The sequence below is a fragment of the Streptacidiphilus sp. PAMC 29251 genome (assembly GCF_054208735.2).
Genome location: NZ_CM135725.2, coordinates 9,664,081 through 9,676,526, shown reverse-complemented (window position 1 = coordinate 9,676,526; position 12,446 = coordinate 9,664,081). Strand labels below are relative to the sequence as shown.

8 protein-coding genes and 4 pseudogenes are annotated in these 12,446 nt (G+C 70.6%); 8 read left to right on the top strand and 4 right to left on the bottom strand.

Annotated elements, in window-relative coordinates; translation table 11 throughout:
• The first annotated feature begins 12 nt into the window (after positions 1-12).
• Positions 13-684 carry a FadR/GntR family transcriptional regulator gene (locus tag ACXKR8_RS46310; protein ID WP_458270552.1) on the top strand — a complete coding sequence of 224 codons (672 nt, stop codon included), beginning with the start codon at positions 13-15 and terminating at the stop codon, positions 682-684.
• Here the strand turns inward: ACXKR8_RS46310 and ACXKR8_RS46305 are convergent.
• The 4 genes and pseudogenes from ACXKR8_RS46305 to ACXKR8_RS46290 all read right to left on the bottom strand — a co-directional run bounded on the left by ACXKR8_RS46305 (position 656) and on the right by ACXKR8_RS46290 (position 5,144).
• Positions 656-1,379, bottom strand: a pseudogene (locus tag ACXKR8_RS46305) (FadR/GntR family transcriptional regulator). The gene ACXKR8_RS46310 and the pseudogene ACXKR8_RS46305 sit on opposite strands and share 29 nt — an antisense overlap.
• A 6-nt stretch (positions 1,380-1,385) precedes the next feature.
• Positions 1,386-2,429: an ABC transporter permease gene (locus tag ACXKR8_RS46300; protein ID WP_458270550.1), complete on the bottom strand. Its 1,044-nt coding sequence runs from the start codon at positions 2,427-2,429 to the stop codon at positions 1,386-1,388.
• Positions 2,413-3,984: pseudogene (locus tag ACXKR8_RS46295) on the bottom strand (sugar ABC transporter ATP-binding protein). Before ACXKR8_RS46295 ends, ACXKR8_RS46300 begins: the two are co-directional and overlap by 17 nt.
• Positions 3,985-4,074: 90 nt before the next feature.
• Positions 4,075-5,144: pseudogene (locus ACXKR8_RS46290) on the bottom strand (sugar ABC transporter substrate-binding protein).
• A 442-nt stretch (positions 5,145-5,586) separates the two neighbouring features.
• Here ACXKR8_RS46290 and ACXKR8_RS46285 point away from each other — a divergent pair.
• The 7 genes and pseudogenes from ACXKR8_RS46285 to ACXKR8_RS46255 all read left to right on the top strand — a co-directional run bounded on the left by ACXKR8_RS46285 (position 5,587) and on the right by ACXKR8_RS46255 (position 12,441).
• A complete protein-coding gene (locus ACXKR8_RS46285; protein ID WP_458270547.1) occupies positions 5,587-6,438 on the top strand; it encodes a fumarylacetoacetate hydrolase family protein in 852 nt (283 codons plus the stop codon).
• Between the two features lie 11 nt (positions 6,439-6,449).
• Positions 6,450-7,829: an L-fuconate dehydratase gene (locus ACXKR8_RS46280; protein ID WP_458270546.1), complete on the top strand. Its 1,380-nt coding sequence runs from the start codon at positions 6,450-6,452 to the stop codon at positions 7,827-7,829.
• Between the two features lie 15 nt (positions 7,830-7,844).
• On the top strand, positions 7,845-8,582 hold the full coding sequence (locus ACXKR8_RS46275; protein WP_462100731.1) for an SDR family NAD(P)-dependent oxidoreductase: 738 nt from the start codon (positions 7,845-7,847) through the stop codon (positions 8,580-8,582).
• A gap of 5 nt (positions 8,583-8,587) precedes the next feature.
• Positions 8,588-9,574, top strand: coding sequence for an aldo/keto reductase (locus ACXKR8_RS46270; protein ID WP_458270544.1), 987 nt, complete (start codon positions 8,588-8,590; stop codon positions 9,572-9,574).
• Positions 9,565-10,268 (top strand): annotated as a pseudogene (locus tag ACXKR8_RS46265) ((Fe-S)-binding protein). Before ACXKR8_RS46270 ends, ACXKR8_RS46265 begins: the two are co-directional and overlap by 10 nt.
• Positions 10,265-11,776, top strand: a complete 1,512-nt coding sequence (locus ACXKR8_RS46260; RefSeq protein ID WP_458270542.1) for a lactate utilization protein B — start codon at positions 10,265-10,267, stop codon at positions 11,774-11,776. Before ACXKR8_RS46265 ends, ACXKR8_RS46260 begins: the two are co-directional and overlap by 4 nt.
• Positions 11,773-12,441: a LutC/YkgG family protein gene (locus ACXKR8_RS46255; protein WP_458270541.1), complete on the top strand. Its 669-nt coding sequence runs from the start codon at positions 11,773-11,775 to the stop codon at positions 12,439-12,441. The genes ACXKR8_RS46260 and ACXKR8_RS46255 overlap by 4 nt, the downstream gene beginning before the upstream one ends.
• The last annotated feature ends 5 nt before the right edge of the window (positions 12,442-12,446 follow it).

Genomic DNA, 12,446 nt, shown 5'->3' with positions numbered 1-12,446 from the left:
GAAGGGCATCACGTGGCGGTCACCGACGAGGCGATCGAGAAGATTAAGGGAATGATCGTCTCCGGAGTGCTGCTCCCGGGGGACAAGCTGCCCAAGGAGAGCGAGCTGGCGGCGCAGCTCGGCCTGTCCCGCAGTTCGCTGCGGGAGGCGGTGCGCGCGCTGTCGCTGCTGAACATCCTCGACGTCCGGCAGGGCGACGGCACCTATGTCAGCAGCCTGGAGCCGCAGCTGCTGCTGGAGGCGGTCACCTTCATCCTGGACTTCCACCAGGACGACACGGTGATGCAGGCGTTCCAGGTCCGCGGCATCCTGGAGCCGGCCGCGACCGCCCTCGCCGCCCAGCGCATCAACGACCAGCAGCTCACCGAACTCGGCGAGCTGCTGGACCGGCTGGGCGAGGATCCCAGCATCGAGGACCTGGTGGCGAACGACCTGGAGTTCCACAACCGGATCGCCGCGGCCACCGGCATCCCGCTGCTGTGCTCGCTGCTGGAGACCATCTCCGGGCCGACCGTCCGGGCCCGGATCTGGCGCGGCATCACTCAGCAGGAGGCGGTGCGGCGCACGGTCGCCGAGCACCGCTCGATCCTGGAGGCGCTGACCTTTCACGACACCGAGGCGGCGCGGGCCTGGTCCACCGTGCACATCGCCAGCATCACCCGCTGGCTCGGCCGCGCGCTGTGACCGGCACCGGCTGAAGCAGGGCGGGGGCGCAGCCCTCCAGCCACTGCTCCACCGCGGCCACGTGCAGCATCGCGGCCGAGGCGGCGAGCTGGGGGTCGCGCGCCTCCAGGGCCCGCAGGATGGTCTCGTGCTCGCGGTGCACCGGTTCGAGGGTGTTGTGCAGATGCGTCCCGCGGACCAGCCGCAGCCGCTGGGTGCGGGTGGACAGGGTGTCCAGCAGCATGGACAGCACCGGGTTGCCGACCGCCTCGACGATGGTCCGGTGGAAGGCGACGTCCCACTCGATGAACGCCTCGATGCTGACCGCCGCCACGCTCTGGGCCAGGATCGAGCGCAGCACGGACAGGTCCTGATCGGTGATCAGCCGGGCGGCGAGCCCGGTGGCGGGGGGCTCCAGCAGCCGGCGCACCTGCAGCAGCTGCGCGGCGCCGTCCCCGTACGAGACGTCGGAGACGAAGGACAGCGCCTCCAGCAGCAGGTGCGGCTCCAGGCTGGACACATAGGTGCCGTCGCCCTGCTTGCTGACCAGGATCCGCATCGCGGTCAGCGCCCGCACCGCCTCCCGCAGCGAGCTGCGGGAGAGGCCCAGCTGCCAGCGCGAGATCTTCCTCCCGGGGCAGCCGGGACCCCGGCGCGAGCACCCCGGCGATGATCATTTCCTTGATCCTGGCGATCGCGTCGTCAGTGACGGCCACCGCCGCCTACTCCTGCTTCTCGCCGGAGGCGAAGCGGGAGATGATCAGGGCGACGATGATGATCGCCCCGTTGAGGAACTGGTTCCACAGCGGCGGAACCCCGGCCAGGGTCATCACATTGACGACCAGTTGCAGGGTGAGCACCCCGGTCAGCGCGCCGAACAGGGTGCCGCGTCCGCCGTTGAGGCTGACGCCGCCGATCACGGTGGCGGCGAAGACCTGGAAGATCCAGCCGCTGCCCTGGGTCGCCGAGATGGACCCGTAGTGGCCGGTGTAGAGGATCCCGGCGAAGGCGGCCAGCAGGCCGCCGATGACGAGCACGATCCAGGTGATCCGGTCCACCCGGATCCCGGCGGTACGGGCCGCCTCGGCGTTGCCGCCGATCGCGTACAGCGCCCGGCCGTGCCGCAGCCAGGCCAGGGCCGAGCCGCCGATCAGGAACAGCAGGCCGCAGATCCAGATCGCGGCGGGCGCGCCCAGCCAGGAGGCGCGGCCCAGGTAGGTGAAGGAGGTGGGGAGTTCGACGATGGACTGGCCCTGGGAGACCGCGACCTGCAGTCCGCGCAGCATGGTGAGCCCGCCGAGGGTGACGATGAAGCCGTTCAGTCGCAGCTTGAGGATCAGGAAGCCGTTGAACGCCCCGACCAGCGCGCCGATCAGCAGGCACAGCGGGATGGCGGTCCAGCCCGGCATCAGGCCCAGGCCGTCGAAGCGTCCGCCGTGGGTGGGGAGCACCAGCCAGACCGCGATCACCGGTGCCACGCCGATGGTGGACTCCAGCGAGAGGTCCATCCGGCCGCAGATCAGGATCAGTGCCTCGCCCAGCACCAGCAGGCTGAGCTCGGTGGACTGCTGGGCCACGCCGAGCAGGTTGGTGGAGGTCAGGAACGCGGGCGAGGCAATGAACCCGATCACTCCGATCACCAGCAGCACCGGCACCAGGGACAGCTCCCGGTAGCGCTTGAAGTCGAACCGGCTCTCGGACGACAGGGCGGCCGGCTCGACCGCGACGGCCGCCGGCTGCGCGGAGAGGTCAGTGCTGCGGGACATCAGTGTGCTTCCTTTCGTGTGAGTCGGTCGCCATGCCCTCCATGGCGGCGACCAAACTGCTCCTCGCTCCACCCGTGCGCGAACTCGGCGACCGCCCGGCCGTGGAACATCACCACGACCCGGTCGCAGGCCCGCAGGTCGTCCAGTTCGTCCGAGACGATCAGCGCCGCCTTTCCGCTGTCCGCCACCTGCCGGATCCGGGCCAGCAGGAACTCCTTGGACTTGACGTCCACGCCGTTGGTGGGCCGGATCGCGACCAGCACCTTCGGGTCGGTGGCCAGGGCGCGGGCGATCACCACCTTCTGCTGGTTGCCGCCGGACAGGGCGGAGACCAGGGTGCCCGGGCCGGGGGTCTTTGATGTCCAGATCCTTGATCATGCGCTGGGCGAAGGCCCTGGTCCTGGCCGGCAGCACGGTGCCGAAGGGACCGAGCTGGTCGCCGACGGTCAGCGTGGCGTTCTCGGCCACACTGCGCTGGACCACCAGGCCCTGCAGATGCCGGTCCTCGGGAACGAGTTCCCACGCCGGCCGCCAGCGCGGTGGGCACATCGCCGCTGCGGACCCGCCGCCCGGCCACCCGCACCTCGCCGCCCGACGCGCGGTGCAGCCCGGCCAGGGTCTCCCCCAGCTGCACATTGCCGCTGGCCGCCGCACCGGCCAGGCCGACCAGCTCGCCGGCCCGCACGGCCAGGTCGATGTCCGCGAAGGCGCCGGGGAGGGATAGTGCGCTGACGTCCAGAAGGCCCGGCCCTTCCGTCACCGCGGGCGCGGTGTAGGGACCGCTCGGCGCGGTGGCGACGGTTCCCTCCCCGGTCATCGCCTCCACCAGGGCCTCCTGGCCGAGTTCGGCCACCGGGGCGGTGAGGATGTGCCGGGCGTCCCGGTAGACGGTGACGGTGCCGCACAGCTCGTACACCTCCTGCAGGTGGTGCGAGATGAACAGGAACGCCACGCCCCGCTGCTGGAGTTCGCGCAGCTTGGTGAACAGCCGATCGATGCCGCGGGGCGTCGAGCTTGGCCGTGGGCTCGTCGAGGATGATGAACCGGGCGCCGAAAGACAGGGCGCGGGCGATCTCGACGAACTGGCGCTGCTCCACGGTCAGGTCCGGGCCCGCACCGAGGGGTCGATGTCCACGCCGAACTCGCCGAGCAGGTCCGCGGCCCGGCGGCGGAGCGCCTTCCAGGCCACTGGGCGGAACGCCGAGTCACTTTGCCGGTTCAAGAACAGATTCTCGGTGACCGTGAGGTCCGGCATGATGGTGGAGTGCTGGTAGACGCAGGCCACGCGGGTGCGCCAGGCGTCGATGTCGCCGTAGGCGGGCGCCTCGGCTCCGTGAAAGCGCACGGTTCCGGTGTCGGGCCGCTGAATACCGGTCAGGATCGAGACCAGCGTCGACTTGCCTGCTCCATTGCGCCCGACCAGGGCATGCGCCTCGGCCGGATGGACGGTGATCCTGGCGTCGCTCAGCGCGACGGTGGCGCCGAAGCGTTTGGAGACACCGGTCACCTCGACCACCGGGGATCCGGCCGCCTCAGCGGTCGCTGGGTCCGGCATGGTGGCTGCCGTCCTTTCCATGGGGATGCTGGGTGGTGTCCGCACGGCTGCGGGCGGTGTCGTGGCACCCGCCCGCAGCACCGACCGCGGCTACTGGCTGACGTTGTTGCCCCAGAGGGTCTTGTCGTCGACGTTGGCCTTGGTGACCAGGGGCGCGGGGAGCTGGTCCTCGAGACCGTTGGGGATGCTGATGATGGTGGAGTTGTGGTCGGTGGGGCCGGGCTTGAAGGTCTTGCCGGCGATCGCGGCCTCGGGCATAGTAGAGCGCGTACTTGGCGTAGAGGTCGGCGGGCTGGGAGATCGTGGCGTCGATTCTGCCCCTTGCGGATCGCGTCGAACTCCTGCGGGATGCCGTCGTTGGAGATGATGGCGATGTGGCCCGGGGTGCCGACCGGCTTGAGCAGGTTCTTCTGCTGGAGCAGCGCCAGGGTGGGTTGCAGGAAGACGCCGCCGGCCTGCATGTAGAGGCCGTTCAGGTCCGGGTGCTGGGCCAGCAGGGTCTGCAGCTTGCCGGAGGCGACGGTGCCGTCCCAGTTGGTGATCAGCGGGAAGACGGTGATGCCGGGGAAGTTGGTCTTCATGCAGTCCGCGAAGGCCTCGGAGCGGTCCCGGCCGTTGATGGAGGTCAGATCGCCCTCGAACTCGGCGACCTTGCCCTTGCCGTTGAGGGTCTTGCCGAGGAACTGGCAGGCCTGGGTGCCGTAGGCGCGGTTGTCGGCGCGCACCACCATGTAGACCTGGCCCTTGTCGGGACGGGTGTCGACGCTGACGACCGGGATCTTCTTCGCGGCCAGGGCGTCCAGGGTGGAGGCGATGGCGCCGGTGTCCTGCGGGGCCATGATGATGGCCTTGGCGCCGGTGTTCTCGAAGACCTGGACGTTGGCGACCAGTTTGGTGATGTCGTTCTGCGAGTTGCTGGTCGGCAGCGTGTCGGTGCCGTCGGCGGCGGTGTCCTTCTTCAGGTACTGCGCGTAGGAGTTCCAGAAGTCGGAATCGGCACGCGGCAGGTCGATCCCGATGGGCGCCTTGGCGGCTGCCGAACCGGTGCCGCTCGCCGTGGTGGTGCCACCGCGGCCGCAGCCGGTGGCGAGTCCCGCCACCATCACAACAACGGCGGCCGTGGCCACTGCGGTGCTGGTACGCGTACGGGTGAGCTTCATTGCACACTCTTCTCTCTGCCTGGGGCATGAGCATCAGCCGTGCCAGTGGGGGGTGGAAGGTCGGGAGAGGTCCGGCGCCTGGAGCCGCCGGGTTGCAGGGCGCTCCGAGTGGTCAGTCCTCCGAGGACTGGCCACCTTTCGGGGTGCAACGGAGATTACGAGCATGTTGCCGCCCAGAGCAAGGGCATCATCCGATGATTCCGAACCGTGACATGGATCACCCACAGGTTGAGAGAGGATGACTGGGCAGCACAAGGCCGGAGACAAGGCTGCCAGCTGGGCATTCATGGGACATGAGCAGCGGAAGCCCTGAAGACATCGGATGAATACTTGTGGGCCCTGCGAGCTGCTGTGTAGGGTTCGAGGCAGCCGTACGGCCAGTCATCCGATCTATGGCCGCCCCGGAGGCACCATGCCTCCCAGCGGAGGGAAGTCCTGAAACATGAAGCTGCTACGCGTCGGCCCCGTCGGGGGCGAGCGCCCCGCGCTGCTCACCGAGGACGGTCGGCTGCTCGACCTCTCCTCCGTCACCGGTGACATCGACGGTGCGTTCCTCTCCTCCGACGGCGTCGGCCGAGCCCGCGCCGCGCTGGCAGCCGGGACGCTCCCGGAGCTGCCGGCGGACCAGCCGCGCATCGGCGCACCGGTGGCCCGGCCCGGGAAGGTCGTCTGCATCGGCCTCAACTACCGCGACCACGCGGCGGAGACCGGCGCGGAGATCCCGCCCCGCCCGGTGGTGTTCATGAAGGACCCCGGCACAGTGGTCGGCCCCCATGACCGGGTGCTGATCCCCCGGAACTCGGCCAAGACCGACTGGGAGGTCGAACTGGCCGTCGTCATCGGCCAACAGGCCCGCTACCTGGACTCGCCCGCGGCAGCCGTGGACGTCATCGCCGGGTATGCGGTGAGCAACGACGTCTCGGAGCGGGAGTTCCAGTTGGAGTTCTCGGGTCAGTGGGATCTGGGGAAGTCCTGCGAGACGTTCAACCCGCTGGGCCCCTGGCTGGTCACCCCCGAGGAGGTCGGCGACCCCCAGGCCCTGGGTCTGTACCTGTCCGTCAACGGCGTCAAGCGCCAGGACGGGCGCACCAAGAACATGGTCTTCGACGTCGCCCACCTGGTCTGGTACCTGAGCCAGTACCTGGTGCTGGAACCCGGTGACGTCATCAACACCGGGACCCCGGCCGGAGTCGCCCTGGGCCTGCCCGACCACCCCTACCTGCGCCCCGGCGACGTGGTCGAGCTGTCCATCGACCGCCTCGGCGCCCAGCACCAGACCTTCGAGCAGGCATGAGAGGAACCAGCATGCCCGCCCCCACCGCGCGCATCACCGACCTGCAGACCTTCGACATCCGCTTCCCCACCTCCCGGGAACTGGACGGCTCCGACGCCATGAACCCCGACCCCGACTACTCCGCCGCCTACCTGATCCTGCACACCGACGCCGAGGACGGACTGCAGGGCCACGGCTTCACCTTCACCATCGGCCGCGGCAACGACGTCCAGGTCGCCGCCATCAACGCCCTGCGCACCCACGTCATCGGCCTACCCGTGGCCGAGCTGTGCGCAGACCCCGGCACCCTGAACCGGGCCCTGATCGGAGACAGCCAACTACGCTGGCTCGGCCCGGAAAAAGGCGTGATGCACATGGCCATCGGCGCCGTCATCAACGCCGTGTGGGACCTGGCCGCCAAACGCGCGAACAAACCCCTGTGGAAACTCCTCGCCGACGCCGACCCCGCCTGGCTCGTCTCCCAAGTCGACTTCCGCTACCTCACCGACGCCCTCACCCCCACCCAAGCCCTGAACCTGCTCCAACGCGGCCAAGCCGGACGCGCCCAACGCGAACAGGACCTCCTGGCAACCGGCTACCCCGCCTACACCACCTCCCCCGGCTGGCTGGGCTACACCGACACCAAACTCACCCGCCTGGCCAAACAAGCCGTCACCGACGGCTTCACCCAGATCAAACTCAAAGTCGGCGCCGACCTGGCCGACGACACCCGCCGCCTCAGCGCCGCCCGCACCGCCGTGGGCCCGCACATCCGCATCGCGATCGACGCCAACCAGCGCTGGGACGTGGACCAGGCCATCGAATGGACCCGCGCCCTGGCCCCCCACGACCCCTACTGGATCGAAGAACCCACCAGCCCCGACGACATCCTGGGCCACGCCGCCATCCACACCGCCATCGCCCCCATCCGCGTCGCCACCGGCGAACACGTCCACAACCGCATCATCTTCAAACAACTCCTCCAAGCCGGCGCCATCGACATCCTGCAGATCGACGCCGCCCGCGTCGGCGGCGTCAATGAAAACCTCGCCATCCTGCTCCTCGCCGCCCACTACAACATCCCCGTCTGCCCCCACGCCGGCGGGGTGGGACTGTGCGAACTGGTCCAACACCTGTCCATGTTCGACTACCTCGCCCTCTCCGGAACCACCCACGACCGCGTCATCGAATACGTCGACCACCTCCACGAACACTTCCTCGCCCCCGCCACCATCCGCAACGGCCACTACCAAGCCCCCCAAACCCCCGGCTTCTCCGCCCAGATGCACCCCGACACCCTGGTCCAATTCGCCTACCCCCACGGCACCTTCTGGGCCGCGGACTTCGCCACTCAGAACCCTCAGAACCCTCAGAACGCCCAGACCGCTCCGAAGGAGGATGCTGCCGTATGAAACGACTTCACCGGACTGCGTGCCCTGGTCACCGGCGGTGCCTCCGGCATCGGACTGGCCACCGCGCTGCTGCTCGCCGAGCGGGGCGCCGAGGTCGCCGTGCTCGACCTCGACCCCTCCGGCGTGGAGAAGCCGCTGCACGGGCTGCGCGCCGATGTCGGCGACGACAGCTCGGTGCGCGCCGCCGTGGGCGAGGCGGTGGAACTGCTCGGTGGGCTGGACATCCTGGTCAACAACGCCGGGATCGGGGCGATCGGCACCGTCGAGGACAATCCCGACGAGCAGTGGCACCGGGTGCTGGACATCAATCTGCTCGGCATCGTCCGCACCACCCGCGCCGCGCTGCCGCACCTGCGGAACTCCGCGCACGCGGCGATCGTCAACACCTGCTCCATCGCCGCCACCGCCGGGCTGCCGCAGCGCGCGCTCTACTCGGCGACCAAGGGGGCGGTGCTGTCGCTGACCCTGGCCATGGCCGCCGACCACGTCCGCGAGGGCGTCCGGGTCAACTGCGTCAACCCCGGCACCGCGGACACGCCCTGGGTGGGCCGGCTGCTGGACGCCGCCACCGACCCGGAGGCCGAGCGCGCCGCCCTGAACGCCCGTCAGCCCCTGGGCCGACTGGTCACCGCCGAGGAGGTCGCCGCCGCGATCGCCTACCTGGCGAGCCCGGCCGCGGCCTCGGTCACCGGCACCGCCCTGGCCGTCGACGGCGGTATGCAGGGCCTGCGGCTGCGCCCGGTGGAAGGATAGCCGCCATGCAGACCACGACCCTGGGCCGCGGCAGTACCCCGGTGACCCGGCTGGCCTTCGGCGGCGCCACGCTGGGCAATATGTATGTGCCCGTCAGCGACCACGAGGCGACCGCCGTCGTCGACGCGGCCTGGGACAGCGGCGTCCGCACCTTCGACACCGCCCCGCACTACGGCCTCGGCCTGTCCGAGCGCCGGCTCGGGGCGGCGCTGAGCGGGCGTCCCCGGGCCGAGTACACCCTCTCCACCAAGGTCGGCCGCCTGCTGGAACCGGTCGCCGAGGTCAGCGGCGACGACCTGGCCAACGGGTTCGCGGTGCCGGCCACCCACCGCCGGGTCTGGGACTTCAGCGCCGAGGGTGTGCTGCGCAGCGTCGAGGACAGCCTGGACCGGCTGGGCCTGGACCGGATCGACGTGGTCTATCTGCACGACCCGGACCACCACGCCGCCCAGGCGCTGGACGAGGCCTACCCGGCGCTGGAGAAGCTGCGCGCCGAGGGCGTGGTCGGCGCGATCGGGGCGGGCATGAACCAGTCGGCGCTGCTGACCCGCTTCGTCCGGGAGACGGACGTGGACGTGGTGCTGCTGGCCGGCCGCTACACCCTGCTGGACCAGGACGGCCAGACCGAGCTGCTGCCCGAGGCCCAGCGGCGGTCGGTGTCGGTGGTGGTCGGCGGGGTGTTCAACTCCGGTCTGCTGGCCGATCCCAAGCCGGGGGCGACCTTCGACTACGCCGCCGCGCCGGACGAGCTGCTGCAGCGTGCGCTGCGGATCAAGGCGGTCTGCGAACGCCACGGCGTGCCGCTGCGCGCCGCCGCCCTGCAGTTCCCCTTCGGGCATCCGGCGGTCAGCAGCGTGCTGGTCGGGATGCGCTCCGTCGCCGAGGCCCGTGACGCGGCCGCGATGCTCCAGCACCCCGTTCCCTCCGCCCTGTGGGCCGAGCTGCGCGGCGAGGGCCTGCTGACGGCCCAGGAGGCGCCGGTATGCGGGTAGCGCTCTTCATCACCTGCTTCAACGACACCCTCTACCCGGACACCGGCAAGGCGGTGGTGCGGCTGCTGGAGCGGCTCGGGCACACCGTGGAGTTCCCGCAGGCGCAGACCTGCTGCGGGCAGATGCACTTCAACACCGGCTACCGCCCGAGGCGCTGGGCCTGGTGCGCGGCTTTGCCGAGGCCTTCGCCGGCTACGACGCCGTGGTCAGCCCGTCCGCGTCCTGCACCGGCATGGTGCGCGACAACCACGCCCTGCTGACCGGGGTGGAGCCGCCGAAGGTCCATGAGCTGTCGGAGTTCCTGGTCGACGTGCTGGGCGTGACCGACGTCGGCGCGTACTACCCGCACCGGGTCACCTACCACCCGACCTGCCACTCGCTGCGGATGCTGCGGGTCGGCGACAAACCGCTGCAACTGCTGCGCGCGGTCAAGGGGATCGACCTGGTCGAGCTGCCGGACGCGGACTCCTGCTGCGGCTTCGGCGGGACCTTCGCGCTCAAGAACGCCGACACCTCGTCGGCGATGCTGGCCGACAAGATGACCTGCGTGCGGAGCACCGGGGCGGAGACCCTCTGCGCCGCCGACAACTCCTGCCTGATGCACATCGGCGGCGGACTGTCCCGGATCCAATCAGGTGTGCGTACCCTGCACCTGGCTGAGATCCTCGCCGCGACGGAGGGCGATCCCGTATGACCACCACCCCCAACGGCCTGGTCTGGCTGGACACTCCCGCCTTCCCGCAGGCTGCCAAGGTCGCGCTGGCCAACCCCCAGCTGCGCAGCAATCTGCGCCACGCCACCGCCACCATCCGCGACAAACGCCTCGCGGTCACCGGCGAACTGTCCGACTGGGAGCAGCTGCGCGACGCCGGAGCCGCGCTCAAACGCCGCACCCTGCGCCATCTGGACCGCTACCTGCTGGAGTTGGAGGAGTCGGTCACCAGGGTCGGCGGGACGGTGCACTGGGCCGCCGACGCCGCCGAGGCCAACCGCATCGTGGCCGACCTGGTCCGCGCCACCGGGGCGGACGAGGTGGTCAAGGTCAAGTCGATGGCCACCCAGGAGATCGGCCTGAACGAGGCGCTGGCCGCCGAGGGCATCGCCGCCTATGAGACCGACCTGGCCGAGCTGATCGTCCAGCTGGGCGACGACCGCCCGTCACACATCCTGGTCCCGGCGATCCACCGCAACCGGGCCGAGATCCGTGAGATCTTCCAGCGTGAGATGGGCAGTTGGGGCCGTCCGGCGCCGAAGGACCTGACCGACGAGCCGCGGGCGCTCGCGGAGGCGGCCCGGCTGCATCTGCGGGAGAAGTTCCTCCGCGCCCGGGTCGCGGTCTCCGGGGCGAACTTCGCCATCGCCGCCACCGGCACCGTCGGGGTGGTCGAGTCCGAGGGCAACGGCCGGATGTGCCTGACCCTGCCGGAGACCCTGATCACCGTGATGGGCATCGAGAAGGTGCTGCCCGACTGGTCAGACCTGGAAGTCTTTCTGCAGCTGCTGCCGCGTTCCTCCACCGGCGAGCGGATGAACCCCTACACCTCCACCTGGACCGGCACCACCCCCGGTGACGGGCCGCAGGACTTCCACCTGATCCTGCTGGACAACGGCCGCACCGCCACCCTGGCCGACACCGTCGGCCGCCAGGCGCTGGCCTGCATCCGCTGCTCGGCCTGCCTCAATGTCTGCCCGGTCTACGAGCGCACCGGCGGCCACGCCTACGGCTCGGTCTACCCGGGGCCGATCGGCGCCGTGCTGACCCCGCAGCTGGTCGGTGTGGAGCATGCCGCCTCGCTGCCCTTCGCCTCCACCCTCTGCGGCGCCTGCTACGACGCCTGCCCGGTGAAGATCAATATCCCCGAGGTGCTGGCCCATCTGCGCGCCGAGGTGGTGGAGCACAAACGCGCCGCGCACCGGCTGCCCACCCCCGAGGCCCTGGTCATGCGCGCCGCGGCCGGCGTCCTGGCCACGCCCGGCCGGCTGGCCACCGCGCAGAAGGCCGCCAGGCTGGGCAGCCATCTGCTGGCCCGCAAGGGCCGGATCGGCCGGCTGCGGATGCTGCCAGGGCCGCTGAGCGGCTGGTCCGCCACCCGCGACACCCCTCAACCACCGCCCGAGACCTTCCGCGCCTGGTGGACCCGCACCCACCCGGTATCCACCCCGGCATCCAACCCGGCCTCCACCCCGGGAGAGCAGCCATGAGCACCCGAGACACCGTCCTGGCCCGTATCCGCACCGCCCTGGGCGACGTGCCGTCCGCAGAGTCCGCAGCGGATGTCGCCGTACCCCGCGGCTATCTGCGCAGCCACGCCGATTCCGACGTGGTGTCACTGTTCGCGGAGCGGGTCGCCGACTACCGGGCCCGGGTGGTCCGGACCGACGCCGAGCAGGCGCAGGCCGTCATCGCCGCGCTGCTGGCCGAACGCGGCGTCCGCACGCTGGTGGTGCCGCCCGGCTTCCCGCCGGAGCTGCTCCCCGGCGGTGACTGGGAGCAGCTGTCGGACCAGCCCCCGCTCGGCGTCCAGGCCCTGGACGCCGCCGATGCCGTGCTGACCACCGCCGCCCTGGGCATCGCCGTGACCGGCACCCTGGTCCTGGACACCGGCCCCGGACAGGGCCGGCGCACGCTGACCCTGCTGCCGGACTACCACCTCTGCGTCATCCGCGAGGAGCAGATCAGCGGCGACGTCCCCGACGCCCTCGCCCTGCTGGACCCGGCCCGCCCGCTGACGTTCATCTCCGGCCCCTCCGCCACCAGCGACATCGAGCTGGACCGGGTGGAGGGCGTGCACGGTCCCCGCACCCTGCATGTGGTCATCGTCGCCGCATCCGCTCCCACATCCGCTTCCACCAGCCAGGAGCCTTGAGCCGG

Excerpts from the sequence above, each read along its gene's own strand:
- ACXKR8_RS46300 (WP_458270550.1), bottom strand. The coding sequence starts at position 2,429 with ATGTCCCGCAGCACTGACCTCTCCGCGCAGCCGGCGGCCGTCGCGGTC.
- ACXKR8_RS46285 (WP_458270547.1), top strand. The coding sequence starts at position 5,587 with ATGAAGCTGCTACGCGTCGGCCCCGTCGGGGGCGAGCGCCCCGCGCTG.
- ACXKR8_RS46280 (WP_458270546.1), top strand. The coding sequence starts at position 6,450 with ATGCCCGCCCCCACCGCGCGCATCACCGACCTGCAGACCTTCGACATC.
- ACXKR8_RS46270 (WP_458270544.1), top strand. The coding sequence starts at position 8,588 with ATGCAGACCACGACCCTGGGCCGCGGCAGTACCCCGGTGACCCGGCTG.
- ACXKR8_RS46260 (WP_458270542.1), top strand. The coding sequence starts at position 10,265 with ATGACCACCACCCCCAACGGCCTGGTCTGGCTGGACACTCCCGCCTTC.
- ACXKR8_RS46255 (WP_458270541.1), top strand. The coding sequence starts at position 11,773 with ATGAGCACCCGAGACACCGTCCTGGCCCGTATCCGCACCGCCCTGGGC.